Consider the following 18,999-nt stretch of genomic DNA (forward strand, 5'->3'; position numbering starts at 1 on the left):
TCAATGAATTTCTTCGGCTACGATGATGTAAAAAAACACCCACTAGCGTCTATGATTCCGCAGGAAGTGTGGATTGAAGTTTTTAAAGGCTGGATCTCAGTTTCCGACTTCACTATTGAATTAATGGATACACCCAATGAGCAATTAAAACGTAAATTATGTAATAGGCATGTAAAAAGAGATGAAACATGGATGGCTATAGCATTGAGTCATCCTACCATGAGCAATAGGGAGCTGATTGAAATTGGAATGTATTTACGCTTGGATTACTCGGATTTACTTGATCTTGCAGTCATGTTGGGAGATAGCCCCAAAAATTTAGAATTATTAAAGATGCTTTCCGAACAAGAGCCCTATTCAAACACGCTCTTTGAAAATTACTCCTTAAGAATACAAAGAGCAGCCCTAGGAGGACATATTAAGACCCTAACTTATCTTATAGATAATATTAAATTGAAGGCATCTGATAAAGGAGAAGTAATCGATTTATGTTCTATTATTTCACAAAGAGATTATGCGGCTTTTCGCAACGCGGCAGGTAGAGGTCATTTGGAAATACTTGAATATTTGGAGGAGTTGGCGCCTCATAAGATTGCAGAAATGATTGCAGCACAATATTTCCATGCTATGCAATCCGCAGCTATGTATGGTCATATGAATGTCCTTAAGTATCTTGATAAAAAACAACCAGGAAAACTGCAAGATAAAATTTATGACAGCAAATTCCTCCTCGCTTCTTGGGCCGCTTCAGGAGGACATCTCGATGTCTTAAAGTTTTTTGAAGAAAAAATCACTAATGACTTATTCCAGAGAATGATTGAAGCCAATGACTTTTCTGCCTTTAAAGGCGCTGCGCGCTTTGGAAAACTTGATGTTTTGATGTACTTGAAAGAAAAAACATCTGGGCCGTTAAAAAATAGGCTGGAAGAACAAATTTACCCTGCTTTTGTAGAAGCTGCGGACAAGAAACAATATGAGGTAATGCACTATTTATTGAGTCATGCAAATACAAGTACCTTTGCACGAATAGAAGCTCATGAAGAATACGGTGAAAATTGCGTTTGGCTATTTGTGATGCAAAAAATAAACGCCTTTCGCGTCAGACAGCAGGAAACTGAGGCAAGGAGTTTGGATGCAGTCTTTGATGTTGCATCACCTGATGAAGCGAGATTTTTATTTTATATAGCTCGCAATCTCATTCGTAGAAATGATGCTGGTTGCATCGATGATTTACGCTTTTTACTGAACATTCCTTCGGTTAAAGCTTTGGCGCATACAGAAGTGACACCCTACCAATCTAACGAACTACTGCGCCTGGCTTTATCTGTAGGTAACCAGGGGGCAGCAAGCTTATTATTGAATATTCCTGCTGTGCGAACTTTGGCAGAGCAAAACGACTATTATCGTCGTGAACAACACGGCCAACTTAACTTGCACGCGCTAGCTGCCGACCGTGAATCCTCCATGACCGCTTTAACCCAAGGCGAGCAGCAGCAGTTGCAAGCAGTTACTAACCGTTATCAACCACTGTTAAAACAAGCAGGGGCTGCTCAGGTGATGAACGATTTGCGCGCTACTTTGCAAGCTTATTATGAAGCTCATCCTGCCACGATCACCATCCAAAAAAATGGACATAGTCATGAGTTAATCCTACCTATGGCATGGAATGACTTTACCTCACTTCATTTAGACCCAATACAAACCGCACAAGCCTTCAAAGCTTACTATCAAAACAAAGCGCATACTGCTTGGCGTTATCTCTCCAAGCCCAATTCCTGGATGCATGAGCATGCCAGTTATATCTACATCAACGATACCCGTACCGAGCGTTGGTCCACTTTTGAAGAGTATCAGTCGCTCATCAGTCTTCTGTATTTGGCTGTTATCGATAAGGATACCCCATGTATTGATGAGTACACTTTGGAAACTCGTCTGGAACATTTTATCGATGAATTGGCTCACATAGGACGTGCGCACAATTGGGATCAAAGTAGATATAACCAAAACAATAAGCTTGAACAATACGATGATCTGGAAGGAGATCGCCCCAGCTGTTTTTCCGGGGTAAAGCGCAGGCTTTTTCAATCAGTCCTCGGACATCCGTTGCTGAAGTTGGTTACAGGAGAAGTCATTAAAGCGGAAATCAATGAATTTTTGGTGGCACATTTCAAAAAAGCAATTAATTCAAGCAATGGTGGTGCCATTAAAGAAGTTTGGGACAAAGGCATTGATGGAGAAGCATTGAGCGAAAAAGATACGAAAATAATACAAAACCTTAATGTTAGTTCAGAACAACAGCAAGACTTTAAAAACTACCTGTCCAAAAAATATGGTTCTTCTTTTGCAACCAATCTAATCCTCATTAATCTGGTGGATAAAGCTTTTGAATTAACGCCAACTTTAACATCCCATTTATTTAAACATGGCGGATTAATGATGGAGTTTTTTGATAAGTTACAAGTTTCAGCAGTACCAGTGGAACATTTCGCCCAGAATCCTAACCGGTTGTTCGCAACGAGAGCCTCTCAAGCTCAAAACGATGAAACACCTTTATCAGAGTTAACACCTAGGTAAAAGAGAGGAATATAGTTTCAAGAGGGAATGGAGTCCCTCTGAGTCGATGTTCTGTTATGTTTATTCTGATGGTAGCTTTTGTGAAATTTGTTCAATACGTTCTTCTGCATCTGTATAAATTTTCTTGAAGATATCAAAAAAATTGTCCATAGACAGCTTTTCTAAAGAATAAGCTGTAACGCCCTGTGGTGTAGTGACGCTTTCTCGTAAGTAGGCAAAGGAACGACCGGATTTTTTTGCTAATTCTGCGGCGCCAAATAGAGATTCCAATGAAATTTTTTCTGCTAACTCTGCAGAAATCCCTCTACTTATCGCTGCATTTTGCAATGCTTCTAAAAATAGAAAAATATAGGCCGGTGCGCAACCAATAGGAGCAGTAAGTGTGTCTATCATAGATTCCTGATCTACCCAAAACGTGTAACCTACATTATTAAAAAGAGCCTCAATCAATAATTTTTGCTCAGATGAGGTTGATGGACTAGCAAATAAAGCTGATGTTCCTTTGCAAAATTCACTTGGAGTGTTCGTCATGACTCGGATGATGCTTAGTTCATTATTGTTAAGCCATCGAGAAATGCTGTTTATATCTATGACACCAGCTAAAGAAATAATTATAGGATTCTTGTTCTGGAGCGTTGGGGCAATTTCCTGACAAACATCTTTCATAAATTGAGGCTTTACTGCAAGAATAATAATTTCTGTATCTTGAACTGCATGAATATTTGTTTTTGCAGATAAAACCTCTAATTCCTTGGCTAATTGCTCCGATTTATTAGGGGTGCGATTACTAAGAGTAATCAAATTTGCCGGGTATCCGCTTTTAATAAGTCCGCGTACAAATGCGCTGCCCAAGTGGCCCGTACCTAAAATAGAAATAGATTTATTTTCAATCATATTGACCTATATTTTGATCTTTCAAGAAAGATACAAGAGGAACATGTTGATGTCAAGAATCCATAGAAGTCAAAATAAAAACAATAGCTCATCATTTGATCTAAGTAAAACTGCTTTGGGTGTACGTTAGCAATAACAAAAAAACCAATCTGATTAAAGTATTAGCTAATCCAATTATTTTGTCGAATTATTTCCTTAGAACTTTCAACTCCAGGTTGATCAAATGAATTAATATTCCAGATAGTGCCTTGTACAAAAATTTTATGTTCATATAAAGAAATTAAAGAGCCTAGAGTCTTGGGGGAACAATCTGCTAATGAAAGAAGATTTATAGGCATTTGCCCAGGGATAGCACAATAAGGATTATCTGTTGGGTTCCCTCCTTTGGTGAGTACTTCTTTATGAGCACGGCATATTTTGTTAATTACATCATCCTCGTAGGTTTGAACACTAATTAAATCAGCTGCTACTTTGTGTGTTCCTTGGCATAAAAGCTGATAATAACTATGTTGGGCATGATTGCCTAAGCCGCCCCAGATAATAGGGCCAGTTGCATAATCTACTTTTCTTCCTTGTTTATTGATTGATTTTCCATTACTTTCCATATCAAGTTGTTGCAGATAAGAAACAAAATGTTGGAGATCTTGGGTGTAGGTCATCAATAATAAGTTATTCGTGTTTAAAAAATTAATATTCCATATGCCAAGTAATGCTAATAATACAGGCAGGTTATTTGCAAAATTTGCGGTGCGAAAATGAATATCCATTTCATGCGCGCCACAAATGATTTCAGAAAAATGGTCGCAACCAATTGCAATACAAGAAATCAAATTAATCGCAGAAAAGAAAGAATAACGTCCACCGACCCAATCCCATATAGGAAGAATGGTAGTAAAACCCATTTCTTGTGCTTTTTTTACATTGGCAGTAACTGCAATAAAGTGCTTTTCAAGATGTTGTTGTAACTTAACCCATTTCAATGCTTGTTGGTAATGCGCTAAGGTTTCTGGAGTAGTAAATGATTTTGAGGAAATAATAAAAAGCGTGGTTTCTGGATTAAGTTTTGCTGCAACACGTTGAAAAGCCTGAGGGTCTATGTCAGAAATAAAATGGAATCGCAATTGATTTGTTACTAAATCACTGAGTGAATTAATGCAAAAGAAAGGACCAAGCATGGAACCACCAATACCAATATTAATGATATCAGTAATCGGTTTTCCAGAATAACCAAGCCATTCTTTATTTCTGATTTTAGTTGAAATCTCATACATTTGTTTTCGAGCATTAATGACTTCAGGAACAATATTCTGTTGATTTATCCATATTGTTTCACCTTCGGGGACGCGAAGAGCTGTGTGTAAAGCGGGTCTATTTTCAGTGTTGTTTATGGGTTTACCACTCATTAATGCATCTATGTGTTCGGAAAGCAGGCACTCATTGGCGAGGTCAAAAAGAGTATCCATAATTATAGAACTTACCTGTTGCCCACTGTAATCTAGAGTAATATTAGCTGCAGATTTAGAATGGTTTTTTATTTCAATGTTTTCTACGCTATCTCTTTTTGCAAGTTTTTCGAGCTTCTTCCAAGCGTTTTTTTGTGTGAGTTGTTCCATAACTTTCCTATTTAAACTTAATTAATTATTGTGCTATAAGCCATTTGGAAAAGCTTTCACCTTCGATTGGATGTATTTTTCCTAAATCTACGTTTGCTTTTAAAAATCCAAGTACGCTACCACAATCATAACGCTTTCCCTCATACAGGCAAGCTAAAACGGTTTCTTTTTGGAGCAGACCATTGATTGCATCAGTCAATTGAATTTCTTTATGTTCTTGGTGGGGTAATGTTCTAATTTTATCAAAAATCCCTGGTGTAAGAACATAGCGTCCCACTATAGCTGTATTAGATGAAACCTGATCTGGTTTCGGTTTTTCTACTAAATGATGTATATTCAAAATGTTATTATTCCATGGGACACCTTGAATAATGCCATAACATTCGGTTAATTCTTTGGGTACATTTTCTACTGCTATAATACTATGACCGTATGTTTCATATAATTGGATCAACTGTTTAATAACCGGTATTTGCCCAGTCATTAAATCATCAGCTAGAATTACTGCAAATGCGTCATTACCTATAATTTTCTCGGCACATAAAACGGCATGTCCTAGTCCAAGAGGTTTTGCCTGACGAACATAAAAACACTCCATATCCGGAGGAGTAACGGATTGAACTATAGATAAGAGTGCATTTTTATCATGGTTTCTTAGCTCATTTTCTAATTGATAGGCAAGATCAAAATGATCTTCAATGGCTGTTTTGTTATGGCAGGTGACAAAAATCATTTCGCGTATACCAGCAGCATAAGCTTCCTCAACAGCATATTGAATTAAGGGTTTATTAACTACAGTTAACATTTCTTTAGGTGCTGCTTTTGTTGCCGGTAAAAATCGCGTTCCTAAACCAGCTACAGGAAATACAGCCTTTTTTATAGAAGAAGATGTCGAATTCATTGTTAATTCATCCATTCAATAACAATTATTTAAGTATGCACTGAAAATCATTTGATTTATACACTTTTTACAAGACAATTAGCGCTATAGTTTTTTCAGAGAAGGGTTGTTTTAGATGTATTCATTAGATTGGTCACGAGTTTATGGTTTACCGAAGTCCACAGCAGTTTTTAAAAATACTCCCGAAGATTTTCAAGTAAATGAATTTTTTGATAGTCCATTTACGGGTCAGGGAGAACATATTCTCCTTAAAATTGAAAAAAGAGGTTTAACAACAGAGGAAGTTGTTAAATCATTAGCAAAATTACTGCGTAAGCCAATAAAATCCATTGGTTATGCTGGCTTAAAAGACAAGCAGGCGTTGACAACACAATGGTTAAGCGTTCATGCTCCAGGAGAAGTCATTCCAGGAATTGAGCATTATGCCGCATCAGGTTGGCGAGTTTTAGAATGTACTCGCCATCATAAAAAACTAAGACCAGGTTTTTTAACAGGTAATCAATTTATTATACATTTGCGAGAAGTTTCTCATTTAGAGGACTTACAGCAGCGTATCGAGCAGATTAAAGAGTTTGGGGTTCCAAATTATTTTGGTGAGCAACGATTTGGTCGTGAAGCAGGAAATTTATCTAGAGCTGAAGAAATGTTGGTGCATGGCCATAAAGTTAAGGATCGGTTTTTAAAAGGTATATATAGTTCTGCTGCACGTTCATGGCTTTATAATTTAGTTCTCTCGCAACGTGTTATAGATAATTGTTGGAATATACCTCTTCCTGGCGATGTAATGCAGCTTAGTGGTTCTAATAGTATTTTTGTTATTGATGAGGTTAATGAGGAGCTATTACAACGAATTAAAGATAAAGATATTTCTCCTGCAAGTCCTTTACCAGGAATAAGTAAACATAAAGTAAGAGATAATGCCTTGGAATTAATCAATAAAATTTATGCCAGTTGGCAACCATGGTTGAATGGTTTGGAGCTTTTAGGATTAGAGGAGGCTTGGCGTGCGAATATTCTGCATGTAAAACAACTTAAATGTCTCATTCAGAACAATCTAGTGGTGCTGTCTTTTATTCTTCCTGCCGGTTCTTATGCAACAGCAATATTGCGGGAATTATGTTGTTATCAAGGATAATAGTAGGTAATTTCGGATTTTGTATTGTTGACGTTTTATTACGCTAGAGTTTCGTCATCCATCGCCTGACCGAAAGATCCATTGATGAGCAAAGAAATTGGATCTTCCTGTCAAGCCGGAAGAGGACGTAGTAAATGTAAATCAACAAATTTGTTATACCTATTAATTTTGATACTTGGCGACTTTATAAAAATCACTTTATTTTTTATGTCGGGTGGCGTGAGTAAGATAAAAAATCTTTTTATATCCAGTCTTTGTTTGAACAGTTCGGGCTGAAAACGAATTGAAGTAAAGCCATCGCTTATTATGATACTCACGTTAATCTAATGCAATTACTTCCACTTTATTTTTACCTTTATTTTTCGCTTGGTACAAAGCTTCATCTGCGCAAGTAATGAGTTTTTCAATTTGAAGATTATAATTTGATTTTATCCATGCAACTCCCATACTCAGAGTTATTTGTCTCATAATTTCCTTTTCTTGAGGTTTATTTTGATTGAATTTATTATTAAATAAATCGCAAAGAACTAAAGACTCTTTAACTGATTGATTTACCAGAATGACTGAAAACTCATCTCCTCCAATACGACAAATGAAGTCATTAGAGCGGCGAAAAGAACTTTTTAATAATTCTGAGATGTAAATTAAAAAATGATCTCCATAAGGATGTTCTAAATTATCATTAATTAATTTAAAATTATCTACATCGATTGATATCAAAATGATTGAAAAATGATTACGCTGCGCTATTCCCCATTCTGTTTTTAAAATTGATTCAAAATAACGCCTATTGTATAAGCCTGTTAATGAGTCTGTTATGGATAATTGATGCAAGTCATCAATTAATACTTGTTTTTCTCTTGATAAACGAAAAACTCTGTTTAACAATAAATTATTAATTTTTGCGGAAGTGAAAAGCATGATTACAAAAAGTAAAAACATAGTAGCCAGTATGGCTCTATCAAAGTCGAATGTTGAATAGTTATAGATAATGATAGGTAAAAACATAGGCAATATATAAGCATAATAAGCCGGCAGATAAACTGATAATGAGGCAATTGCCCCTGCACTCATTCCGCCCAATACTAAAATAATGATAAATTCTTGAAGTATGGAAATATGATGCAGCATAAGCAAATAACAAGATCCCCAGATAGCTCCCATAAGAAAAGTTAAGAGAACAAAAAGCGTTAGAATCTTAGGAGTCATATACAGATGTTTTATCATGACATAATGACAAAAAATCCATCGGATGATGCTGCTTACGATAATAAATAAGATCCAGATAATTAATTGAGGAGGCGCTTTATTATTGAACAGATCTAAAGTTAATAATAAAGCTAAAATTATATTAAAAGGTATAGCTCTAAGTGCTCCTTCAAAAAGAAATATCATTTCCTCTTCATAAGAGAAAGGCAATTTTAATCCTTAATTTCAATCTATTTTAAGTTGAGTATAGCGTATGAAAATTTAAGTGAATTCAACAGGAATGTTTTTTGGGATCACAAAATCTATCTCTTACAAAAGCAGAGGATGCATAGTGGTGATACATAAAAACTGAGCATGATGTCATTCCCAATAACATAGAACTATTCGGTAGGAAATGATATATTTGGAGCATAATAATCAAATAAAAATCAATTAATTATCATGAAACTGCCCCTAAAAGAAGCTCTATTTGCCAGATACCTGTACATTAGCCCTGAAAACATAGTCCACGTGTTCATGCCAATCGTCAGTGGTACGAACATTGGATTAGACAACACCTGCAAAGCGGTTTATGCCCTACAAGAGTTTTTTGACAAAGGAAGCAATTCAAATAAGAAGGCCAGCCTCAGAGCGGAGTTATTAGCATACAAAGAAGCTCTGGAAAGCGACCTCAACCTTCTTGGAGCAGACGTACCACTTGTCAAACAAAAACAAGAAAGATTGAGTCAAATTGATGCCTATTTAAAGATACTCATCTTTGTGGAAAAGCACCAAGAATTAAACTGTCTCGATACAGGCTTTCCAAGTTACCCAAGGCCTTTAGAAATATTAATGCAAGACAGGATAAACTCCAATCTTTACAGTATAGTCTTACGCCCTACAGAGGAAGATGGCTACCTACGCTCAGAGGCTGCTAACCCCATATTTAGTGTGGCGCACAAAAGTGTCCCAAGACAGATATACACCTCTAAATCCGAATTACAACAAGCGCTTATCCAAGCGTATACTCCACTCACCTTTAAAGCCAAGGATTTGAAATCTCAAGTGATTCAACAGGTATTAGCGCAATTGAAGCTGCCTCATGTGCCTGTTGATTTTGAGCACTTAAGGCAAATCCTGAAAAAAACGGTACAGGCCCTATTGAACGTAGACGTTGATTTTAGCAAAACTCAACAAGGCAGCCCCATTGATCAACAAGAGATTAATGAGACTATGGATTTCGATCCTCAAGCAACAAGTCCCGAAGAATATATGAGGGCCTTATTCGGATACTGTGCGAGCAATTTATTCGATATCCTCATCGAATCTCCGTTCAACCGTTTAACTCATACGGAACAATGGTCCATAGCTACCCAGTTTTTGCTAGGCATCACCAACTTCTACTGTATCGTTCAAGGAATCATTAGCTCAAGCACTAATTTTGGGCAAATTCTGGATGCTCACCCCAAGTTGAGCGCTAACCTTGCGCAACGCCTAGCTCAAGCGCAAAAAACTAACCAAAGCATAGAAGAAGCCTGTGTGTTTTGGATGAATGAGCATGCAAGCGAATTAGCCATAACCCATCTGCTCACTCAGGAAGACATCAACAGCATCAAAGACATTTTTGCAAAGCGTTATACAGAAATCAAAGATTCCCCTCATTTTGATGAGTTTTTCGTGCTAGACACGCAAAAGAAAGGTGATTTTGTAATACACCAAGGGTCTATCTGTACGAATTTTGCTAAGTTTGTGAACTCTCCTTTATTGGATGTACCCCAAGAATTAATTCAACCTTTAGAAGAAGCACGAAGTGGTGCACGTAGCATCGGTGTAAACATTCCTCATAAAAATGTTCTGGTTCAAGACGATGTGGTGATTGATACATGCAGCATGAGTCATAAGGAATTACAAGCCTTATACGAACAAATCAATAGCTACAAAGACTTAACGCTCAAAAAAGCACTATTGGCGCAACTCAAACAAGAAAGACCCGACTTCAAAACTCAAATAGACGCCAAGCAATTCTTGCAACATGTGGCTTATGGCGAACAAAACGAGGCTGAAAGTTTACTCCAAAACGATGTTGAACAGGCTCAAGAACTTCTCATCACAAGAAAAATTCCTTTTACAGACTACTCAGGAAGAAGCTTTAACTGCACCGCTTATGAATACGCCTATTGGGCCAAAGACACGCATATGTGTCGGATGCTGGAGCGGTATATGGATGACCAGACCAAAGCCATTATCCTGAAACGCGTGCAAAACATCGAAGAACTCGTAGGAGGCCTATTTAAGCAACCCAGAGGTCTTGTCTATACCCAAAAGGGAATAGAATACCGGAACGCACATTTTGATTTAACGCCCTTAAAGAATGCATTAAGCGCTTATATTGAGGCGTATCAGCAAAGTCCCAGGAAAACTGAAGAGGATTGGGATGAACTGAATACACTCTGGATAAAAGTTGGTTTGTCCCAAAGAGAGGTGCCTGCTCATATTGCTCAGGAATATTGTCATCCCAGGCGTTCATTTGAAGATGTAGTTAATAACCATGCCTTATTGGATGCATCTAATTCTGCTAACTTAGAACGACAGCTTAGATTTTATAACGGCGTGACCAATACCTATGATGCATGGTTTACTCCGCTATCTTTCGGTTCCAATTCTGGGCTAGGGATTTCATTTGCAATATTGCGTAACACCTGGTGGGCGTGCGGCGCGGGGGAAGCTCCGATGGCAGGCGCGCTGGTGGGGCGGGGGCCTCGGGTTGAATTATCGGCTATAGAAGCTATTGATGAGGAGAGAACAGACGACCTTACGCGCTCTCTTGAAAATCTTGCTGCACCATCAAGACTCCAAGATTCTCTTTTTTATTCCGTATATTCTTTTAATGCGTTGAGGAACTGACTTCCATAACGAGCTAATTTGTGTTGTCCAACACCAGGTACTGTCAGTAATTGTTCCATACTTTGAGGTTTTACTTCCGTCATGGCATGTAGGGTTGCATCGCTAAAAATCATAAAGGGTGGTTTGTTTTCTTCGTCAGCAAGTTTACGCCTTAAAACACGTAGCATTTCAAATAAAGGACTGTTTGTGGATTGGATAGGCCGTCGCTCTTTACTTTTCCTTTTATCATGCTGAGGCTCCTTGTTAGGCAGAGTTAAAAAAATTTTTTCCTCACCTTTAAGCAATGGAATAGCCTTAGGGGTTAATTTCAGCACATTAAAATGGTTCATGTCTTGTATACAATATTCTTTATGAATAAGTTGCCAAGCAAGTTGTTTCCAATAATGGATGGATTTGTCTTTGCCAATACTAAAAGTACTTAGTTGCTCATGCCCATATTGTTTTATTTTATCAGAAGTGCTACCCCGTAATACATCTATGGTGTGCATTAAGCCATAATTTTGCCGTAACCTATAAATACATGATAAAAATTTTTGCGCATCTTCAGTTGCATCAGCAGTGATAGGTGGATTATCACATACATCACAATATTCACATTTTGTCTCAGAAGACTCATCAAAATAACGCAACAAAATTTGACGACGACAATGGGATGCTTCGGCAAAAGCGAGCATATGATTCAGTTTATTGGTTTCGACATATCGTTGCTCATCAAGAGGGTTATTCACAATCCATGAGCGAAGTCGGGCACTATCTGCTGCGTCATAAAGTAAAAGCGTCTGAGCGGGTAATCCATCCCTTCCAGCACGGCCAGTTTCTTGATAATAAGCTTCGATATTTTTAGGTAAATCATAATGTACTACAAAGCGGACATTAGGTTTATCAATTCCCATTCCAAAGGCGATTGTGGCAACTACAATGTCGATGCGATCATATCTAAATAAAGTTTGCACCTCTTTGCGTTCATCGTGAGAAAGCCCGGCGTGATAAGCACGCGCCTTGAAACCTGTTGTTTGCAATTTTTCGACTAGATTTTCTACGCTATTACGTGTTCCACAATAAATAATTCCTGATTGTTGCTCTACTGAGCGTAAAAACTGGTTTAATTGTTTTAACGCATGAATTTTGGGTACTACTTTATAATGAATATTAGGACGGTTGAATGAAGCAATATATTTATTGGGTACGTAGTTGAGTTTTTCTACAATGTCCTGACGAGTTTGTCTATCTGCAGTTGCAGTTAAAGCAACAATCGGAACATAAGGAAATTGGGCTTTTAAAACACCTAAAGCGGCGTATTCAGGACGAAAATCATGCCCCCATTGGGAAATGCAGTGTGCTTCGTCTATTGCAAATAGAGCGATATTGCATTCCTTTAATCGCTCTAAAAACGATATATTGATAAGGCGCTCAGGGGCAATGTAAAGCAAGTCCAATTCCCCATTATGCAACTGAATTAATACATTTTTTGCTTCTTTACTGGTTAAAGAAGAATTATAGTAAGCAGCACGGATTCCTTGTAATCGCAGAGCGGTTACCTGATCTTCCATAAGTGCAATTAGCGGAGAAACAACAATACCAACACCCGACCTTATGAGAGCAGGTATTTGATAACATAGTGATTTTCCTCCACCAGTAGGCATTAAAACGAGAACATCATTGCCAACAATGACATCATTGATGATCTCTTCTTGAGGTGTTCGAAAGGAATCAAACCCAAAATACTCTTTGAGTACTGATAAAGTCTTGCGAGTGATAGGGGCTACAATAGTTTCCATGTGCTTATTCTTATTTTTTTCTTACAAGCGCCAAAGAATTACAATGATGTACTGTGCGCAGTATATCATCATGGTTTAGAAATAAAAGCACTCTCTTTTATGTAAAAACGAAGTAATTTGTCTGCCCAATCTTTTGCATAATGAACACCAATTCTTGCTTTTTCAACAATTGTAAAAGTTTGGGGGGAACTTGACTCAGCAATATAAAGAGTATCACTTGTCAGATCATGTTGGTTTAGTTGCTTATCAATATGCATTGCTTTTGATAATAACCCAGGGCCCTGCGTCTTTCCTTGGACGTTTTTAATGGGTTCGATGGCACGTAGTAATATTGCTGAGCCTGTGCCTTCGGTTTCTGTAACCACATTAGTGCAATAATACATCCCGTATATTAAATAAATATAAGCGTAACCTGCGGGGCCAAACATCACTTTTGTTCTCGAGGTAAGTCCCTTAGAGGAATGACAAGCCAGATCATGTTGTCCTAAATAAGCCTCGACTTCAACAATTTTTCCTATATATTCTATTCCGTCTCTATTATGTATAAGGTATTTTCCTAGAAGGGCTTTGGCCACAATAATTGTGTCGCGCTCATAAAACGTTCTGGGTAGTTTTTGGAACATATATCTTTCGTGGATGATAAAAATTCGCAATAATAGTACATTTGAAACCACTTTTCTAAGGATAGTTTTATGGATTTTAAATTCACAGCCGAGCACTTGGCTTTCAGAGAGATGGCAGCTGATTTTGCTCGTGAGAAATTAGCGCCTATGGCAGATCATTGGGATGAGCATGATTATTTTCCCATTGCGATCTTGCGTGAAGCAGCGGCTTTAGGAATGGCGGGAATGATGGCGCGAGAGGATATTGGTGGAGCGCAATTAACACGTTTGGATTCTGCATTGTTGTTTGAGCAATTGGCAACAGGTTGTATTAGCACGAGTGCTTATCTTTCGATTCATAACATGGTGACCTCTCTAGTGGATCGGTATGCCTGCTCTGACTTACGAACCAAATGGGGACCCAAATTAACCGCAATGGAAGTATTAGCGAGTTATTGCTTAACGGAACCTGAATCAGGTTCGGACGCTGCTTCTTTAAAAACTAAAGCGATAAAGGATGGAGATTATTACGTTCTTAATGGCTCAAAAGCGTTTATTTCAGGTGGTTCAGTGAGTGATGTTTATTTGTGTATGGTTCGTACTGGTGATGAATCGCATCATGGAATAAGTTGTTTGCTCATTGAAAAAGATACTCCGGGTTTGAGCTTTGGCAAATTAGAAAAAAAAATGGGTTGGCGCAGTCAACCTACGTGTATTGTTTATTTTGAAAATTGTCGTGTACCAATTGCTAACCGAGTTGGTGATGAAGGTATGGGATTCAAAATTGCATTGAATGCATTAAACGGGGGGCGAATTAATATCGCATCTTGCTCCTTAGGAGGGGCTCTTGCTTGTTTACGATTGACTCAGGCATACATGCATGAGCGTAAACAGTTTGGAAAGCCACTTTCAGAAATGCAGGCATTACGTTTTTATTTTGCTGATATGCTCACTGATTATGAAGCGGCCCGCTTAATGGTTTATCGAGCAGCAAATGCTATGGACAAAAATGATCCTAATGTTCCAATGTATTGTGCTATGGCTAAACGTTTTGCTACGGATGTTGCATTTCGCATCAGTGATAAAGCAATGCAAATGCACGGTGGTTATGGTTATTTACGTGATTATCAGATTGAGCGCATCTTCAGGGATTTACGGGTTCACCAAATTCTTGAGGGTACTAATGAAATTATGCGGGAAATTGTAGCTAAGGCGACTTTAGATGAGGAGCACTTTTTGTGCTAATAAAAAAGGAGTGAATTGATGAACTTAATAGAACAAGAGTTAGATAATCAGGGAATTTTAACGTTAACTTTAAATAGACCCGAAAAATTGAATGCCTTAAGTAGCGAGGTGTTAGATGCCTTAGCGGAGTCATTTAGTTATGCCAGGACCAATTCGAAGGTTAAAGCATTAATGATTACTGGTAATGGAAAAGCTTTTTGTGCTGGCGCTGACATTAACCGACTGGCTGAATGTACCGCGCAAACCGGGTATGAGTTTGCATGTCGAGGGCAAGAAGTATTTAGACTTTTGGAAACTTTAGGAAAACCTTCCTTAGCAGCAGTAAATGGATTTGCATTTGGTGGGGGATGCGAGTTAGCTATTTCTGCAACAATGAGAATTGCTTCAGTTAAGGCACAATTTGGCCAGCCTGAAGTAAAACTTGGAGTTATTCCTGGTTATGGTGGAACACAGCGTTTAGCACGATTAATCGGCAAAGGACGCGCTTTGGATTTGTGTTTAACTGGTCGATTTATTAATGCAGAAACCGCATTACAGTGGGGTTTAGTTAGCGAGGTTGTTGAGCTTGATGTATTGTTAGAAAAAGGAAAAAATATATTACAAGGAATTTTAAGTATGGCGCCACTTGCGATAGCAAGTGTTATGGAGGTGATTGATCATGGTTATGATTTATCTTTGGCCGATGCATTACATTTAGAAGCAATTCATTTTGCAAAAGTCTGCGCTTCTCAGGATAAGCACGAAGGAGTAACTGCATTTTTAGATAAACGAGTAGCAAAATTTGAAGGAAAGTGACTATGACTGATGAAGTACTTTTTACACAAGAGGGTTCATTAGGAGTCATTACTTTAAATAGACCTAGTGCACTTAATGCCCTGACGTTAACAATGATTCTTAAAATGCAAAGACAATTAGGTCTTTGGAAAGAAGATGAGGCTGTTCATGCTGTAGTTGTACGTGCGGTGCCTGGGAATGCTTTTTGTGCCGGTGGAGATATACGTTCACTTTATTTTGCTGGGCAAGTAAACGATGCAGAGCAAATGCAGTTTTTTTGGCATGAATATCGGTTAAATCACTTTATTCATCATCTTGGTAAACCTTATATTTCTTTAATTGATGGAATTGTCATGGGTGGGGGAGTAGGAATTTCCATGCATGGTAGTCATCCCATAGCAAGTGAACGGTTGGTCTTTGCAATGCCTGAGACAGGTATTGGTTTTTTTCCTGATATTGGGGCAAGTTATTTATTGACACGATGTCCTGGATCTCTAGGTATTTATTTAGGTTTGACGGGTAATCGACTGGGTGCGTTGGATGCAATGAAGGCAGGTTTAGTCAAAAAAATAGTATCTTCAGAACAAATGCCTGTTTTGTTTGATGCATTAATGAATGAAGATTTGTCAAAAGAAGCATTTGAACGTGTGGATCGCTGTTTGCAGGATTTTGCTATGGTTTCTTCTGCAGAAGAGGTAGGTCAACCCTTAATTAATGTATGTTTTGCACATCCAACAGTTGAAATGATCCATGAGTCCTTACAACATACTGGCGAGGAATGGGCTAAAGATGTTGATGCTGCTTTGGCAAAGAAATCTCCTCTAAGTTTGAAAGTTACTTTAGCTCAATTGCAAAAAGCCAAGGGATTAACTTTAGCGCAATGTTTGCAAATGGATTATGACATCGTGAGTCACTTTATGCATGGAAATGATTTTTATGAAGGAGTGAGGGCTTTGTTAATTGATAAAGATAAGAATCCCAAATGGAATCCTGCTCGCCTTGATTTGGTAACAGAAGGTATAGTCCAAACTTACTTTGAACGTTCACATTCTGCTTTAGAATGGGTATAACAGACCTCATTTTCTTTAAACGATTTGAACGGTGTTGTACATGAAACACCGTTCTGAGTTTAAAAAATTACTCGTACGTTATCTTAAAATGCTAATGCTTCAGACGGTTAGCAAAAATTAGATATATTTTTCTTAAAAATATCATTAAATTCATCTGGTTAAGCTAAGGAAACTTGAAAATCCTCAACAAATTTATTTTTTTGCTATCATTATATTATATGTTTTTAAATGCGGAGATTACTGTGGATATAAAGACATGGGGCGAATTTGAAGGGGCAATAAATGAAACAATTAACTCAATTGTGCTTAATTCTGGACAAACTGATTACATAAGTACAAATAATCTCACGAGATCTCTGTACTCTACGCTTAAGCCAGCAATAATAGAATATTACAACCAAATGAAAACTGGTAAATTGGGCGAACCTAATGAAGAAAATCTTAACAAGATGATGGAACTGTTTTGGCGTAGTTTGCAAAAAAACTATGAAATTGAAAAGCAAAAAATCAATAAAGAAGGTTTTTTTAACTTAATGAATGAAAAAATAAGAGAACATCAGGAGAAATATGCTGATCATAGAAATACAATAGATGCAATTGCTTGTTTTAGGTTTGCTGCAGATGGCAGATTGGATGATGGTGATTATTGGGCCTTAGAAAACATGGGTAATTTGGCAACTACAGCTGAATCATTAGAGATAGATCTTGGCCTAGATACTAAAAATATAAGAACTACAATTATGGGCGAATTAGGTCGTCACGCAAATAGGCACTGTGGACAACCGATGGATGAAGAAAATGTCACTGTCTATCTTTGTGGTGGCTATGGGGGCGGGGGTAACAATGATGGATTAGATATAGGCCATGGGCAACTTCTTCCGGAACATATGTGGATAGAAGTACATAGAAAAGGTAAACCCACAATCTCTATAGATACTTTCCCAAGTAGGAAAAATGCAATTATAGGTGCAAGACTTAATGAAAACTTTGAAGGCCCTCCTTCTGAGCCAAATCGTATTCATACAGACGAAAAAACATACAAACAAAAAATTCCTGGGCTACCACTAGGGGTGATGCAAGCATTGGCTAAAGAAGAATATACAATTTATAACAATAAATATATGCGCACAAAAGACAACCCTGGAGGATTGTTTTTAAAACCTGATGGAACTTTATTGAAAAACGCTGAAGCAGTAAGATCATTTGAGCTACTAACCAATCCGTTGTCTGTGTTGGTTCAAGATTGTGATGCTATTAAGCCTGAACGAATAGCACAATCTAAAACAATGAGACAGGCAATTGAATGTAAAAATGAATTACTCGAAGAATTAAGAAAGCTTGAGGGGCAGAAAAATATTTTGGTTAAGGTAGAAGATAAAATTGTGCTTCAACAAAAGATTGACGAGGCCAGAATACAAATTGAATCTACGTTTGCATTAAAGGAAAAAGAAGCTTTTGAGTTATTGACTAAAAAATGTAATGCCATCAAACCCGAACAAATAGCAAAATCTAAAACGATGACAGAGGTCAAAGAATGCAAGAATGATCTACTCGAAGAATTAAGAAAGCTTGAGCAGTTTAAAAATATGTTGACTAAGGTAGAAGATAAACTTGCACTTCAACAAAAGATTGACGAGAAAAGGCTAGAAATTGGAGAAATATTTACAGAAAAGGAAAAAATCGGTAAAACCATAGAGAAAGTAAAAACAGCTGCAGAAAAATACTTACAATGGTCTAGTGTAAACGCTTCAGGCTGGCGACTCACTAATTGGTCTTATGGTTCGTATGGAAGGGAACAAGCGGACAAATTACTAAAAATGATTGCGCAGGACAAGCCTATGGTCGAAATATTAAAAGCAACACATGAAATAGTCAACACTTCAGGTATTAATGCGAACTCATTTACTCGTTATTTACATGATGAGCTTCACGCTGATACAGAGAAGCTGGTTGGTAAAGATTCACTTAGTGAGAAATTTACAAATTATAAAGAAAAACTTCAAGAGGAATTAGGCGGAGTGGAGAAAACTGAGGAAGAATATAACCGAATTCGGATTAACTGACTTTTTCATAATCGTTCAGGCAACGGGGCAACGTAAGGCCGCCTGAAAGTATGCTAAAGACAACGTTTTTAGCAATGCTTGTTATTTTTAGACCTTCCGCTTTTGCGGAAGGGGGGATATGTTTATTGACGAAGATTTTATGCATATCTAATTCAAATCTATTTTTTTCATGTAATAGGTCACTGGTGATTAGCAAAAACCAAAGATTTTTTCCCGGAGAAATGATCCATCAAAATCTGCGAGCAAACATCAAAGGCA

General features: G+C 37.6%; 13 protein-coding genes. 7 read left to right on the forward strand and 6 right to left on the reverse strand.

The genetic code is table 11. The annotated features are described in order from the left end of the window. Positions 1–3 precede the first annotated feature (3 nt). Positions 4–2,574: a hypothetical protein gene (locus Lsan_RS22575; RefSeq protein WP_058512707.1), complete on the forward strand. Its 2,571-nt coding sequence runs from the start codon at positions 4–6 to the stop codon at positions 2,572–2,574. A gap of 60 nt (positions 2,575–2,634) precedes the next feature. Here the strand turns inward: Lsan_RS22575 and proC are convergent, their stop codons facing one another. The 3 genes from proC to galU form a co-directional block, all read right to left on the reverse strand. Further along, a complete protein-coding gene (proC, locus tag Lsan_RS01145; RefSeq protein WP_058512708.1) occupies positions 2,635–3,468 on the reverse strand; it encodes a pyrroline-5-carboxylate reductase in 834 nt (277 codons plus the stop codon). Between the two features lie 161 nt (positions 3,469–3,629). Then, complete coding sequence (gene pgi, locus Lsan_RS01150; protein WP_058512709.1) at positions 3,630–5,081, reverse strand: glucose-6-phosphate isomerase; 1,452 nt, start codon at positions 5,079–5,081, stop codon at positions 3,630–3,632. A 25-nt stretch (positions 5,082–5,106) separates the two neighbouring features. Further along, entirely contained in the window at positions 5,107–5,982 is an 876-nt protein-coding gene (galU, locus tag Lsan_RS01155) for a UTP--glucose-1-phosphate uridylyltransferase GalU (RefSeq protein ID WP_058512710.1), read from the reverse strand. Positions 5,983–6,097: 115 nt separating this feature from the next. On the opposite strand from galU, the gene truD reads away from it, so the two are divergent. Further along, positions 6,098–7,117, forward strand: a complete 1,020-nt coding sequence (gene truD, locus Lsan_RS01160) for a tRNA pseudouridine(13) synthase TruD (RefSeq protein WP_058512711.1) — start codon at positions 6,098–6,100, stop codon at positions 7,115–7,117. 318 nt (positions 7,118–7,435) lie between these two features. On the opposite strand, the gene Lsan_RS01165 is transcribed toward truD, so the two are convergent. Beyond that, positions 7,436–8,536: a GGDEF domain-containing protein gene (locus tag Lsan_RS01165; protein WP_065236265.1), complete on the reverse strand. Its 1,101-nt coding sequence runs from the start codon at positions 8,534–8,536 to the stop codon at positions 7,436–7,438. A 231-nt stretch (positions 8,537–8,767) separates the two neighbouring features. Between Lsan_RS01165 and Lsan_RS01170 the strand changes: the two genes are divergently transcribed. Then, a complete protein-coding gene (locus Lsan_RS01170) occupies positions 8,768–11,209 on the forward strand; it encodes a hypothetical protein (RefSeq protein ID WP_058512712.1) in 2,442 nt (813 codons plus the stop codon). Here the strand turns inward: Lsan_RS01170 and recQ are convergent. Then, positions 11,173–12,987 (reverse strand): DNA helicase RecQ, encoded by a 1,815-nt coding sequence (gene recQ / locus Lsan_RS01175; RefSeq protein ID WP_058512713.1) that lies wholly within the window; start codon positions 12,985–12,987, stop codon positions 11,173–11,175. The genes Lsan_RS01170 and recQ overlap by 37 nt on opposite strands. A gap of 68 nt (positions 12,988–13,055) precedes the next feature. Then, on the reverse strand, positions 13,056–13,610 hold the full coding sequence (locus Lsan_RS01180; RefSeq protein ID WP_058512714.1) for a DNA-3-methyladenine glycosylase: 555 nt from the start codon (positions 13,608–13,610) through the stop codon (positions 13,056–13,058). Positions 13,611–13,679: 69 nt separating this feature from the next. On the opposite strand from Lsan_RS01180, the gene Lsan_RS01185 reads away from it, so the two are divergent. From Lsan_RS01185 to Lsan_RS01200, 4 genes are all read left to right on the forward strand, one after another. After that, positions 13,680–14,834 (forward strand): acyl-CoA dehydrogenase family protein, encoded by a 1,155-nt coding sequence (locus tag Lsan_RS01185; protein ID WP_058512715.1) that lies wholly within the window; start codon positions 13,680–13,682, stop codon positions 14,832–14,834. A gap of 18 nt (positions 14,835–14,852) precedes the next feature. Beyond that, the gene (locus Lsan_RS01190) at positions 14,853–15,629 is read left to right on the forward strand and encodes an enoyl-CoA hydratase/isomerase family protein (protein ID WP_058512716.1); all 777 of its coding nucleotides are present in this window, start codon (positions 14,853–14,855) and stop codon (positions 15,627–15,629) included. Between the two features lie 2 nt (positions 15,630–15,631). Further along, positions 15,632–16,678: an enoyl-CoA hydratase/isomerase family protein gene (locus Lsan_RS01195; protein WP_058512717.1), complete on the forward strand. Its 1,047-nt coding sequence runs from the start codon at positions 15,632–15,634 to the stop codon at positions 16,676–16,678. A gap of 242 nt (positions 16,679–16,920) precedes the next feature. Next, positions 16,921–18,741, forward strand: a complete 1,821-nt coding sequence (locus Lsan_RS01200) for a hypothetical protein (RefSeq protein ID WP_058512718.1) — start codon at positions 16,921–16,923, stop codon at positions 18,739–18,741. The last annotated feature ends 258 nt before the right edge of the window (positions 18,742–18,999 follow it).

The sequence above is a fragment of the Legionella santicrucis genome (genome assembly GCF_001468135.1).
GTDB classification, from domain to species: Bacteria; Pseudomonadota; Gammaproteobacteria; order Legionellales; family Legionellaceae; genus Legionella; species Legionella santicrucis.

Excerpts from the sequence above, each read along its gene's own strand:
- Lsan_RS01185 (WP_058512715.1), top strand. The coding sequence starts at position 13,680 with ATGGATTTTAAATTCACAGCCGAGCACTTGGCTTTCAGAGAGATGGCA.
- Lsan_RS01190 (WP_058512716.1), top strand. The coding sequence starts at position 14,853 with ATGAACTTAATAGAACAAGAGTTAGATAATCAGGGAATTTTAACGTTA.
- Lsan_RS01170 (WP_058512712.1), top strand. The coding sequence starts at position 8,768 with ATGAAACTGCCCCTAAAAGAAGCTCTATTTGCCAGATACCTGTACATT.
- Lsan_RS22575 (WP_058512707.1), top strand. The coding sequence starts at position 4 with ATGAATTTCTTCGGCTACGATGATGTAAAAAAACACCCACTAGCGTCT.
- Lsan_RS01195 (WP_058512717.1), top strand. The coding sequence starts at position 15,632 with ATGACTGATGAAGTACTTTTTACACAAGAGGGTTCATTAGGAGTCATT.
- recQ (WP_058512713.1), bottom strand. The coding sequence starts at position 12,987 with ATGGAAACTATTGTAGCCCCTATCACTCGCAAGACTTTATCAGTACTC.
- proC (WP_058512708.1), bottom strand. The coding sequence starts at position 3,468 with ATGATTGAAAATAAATCTATTTCTATTTTAGGTACGGGCCACTTGGGC.
- Lsan_RS01180 (WP_058512714.1), bottom strand. The coding sequence starts at position 13,610 with ATGTTCCAAAAACTACCCAGAACGTTTTATGAGCGCGACACAATTATT.
- galU (WP_058512710.1), bottom strand. The coding sequence starts at position 5,982 with ATGAATTCGACATCTTCTTCTATAAAAAAGGCTGTATTTCCTGTAGCT.
- truD (WP_058512711.1), top strand. The coding sequence starts at position 6,098 with ATGTATTCATTAGATTGGTCACGAGTTTATGGTTTACCGAAGTCCACA.
- pgi (WP_058512709.1), bottom strand. The coding sequence starts at position 5,081 with ATGGAACAACTCACACAAAAAAACGCTTGGAAGAAGCTCGAAAAACTT.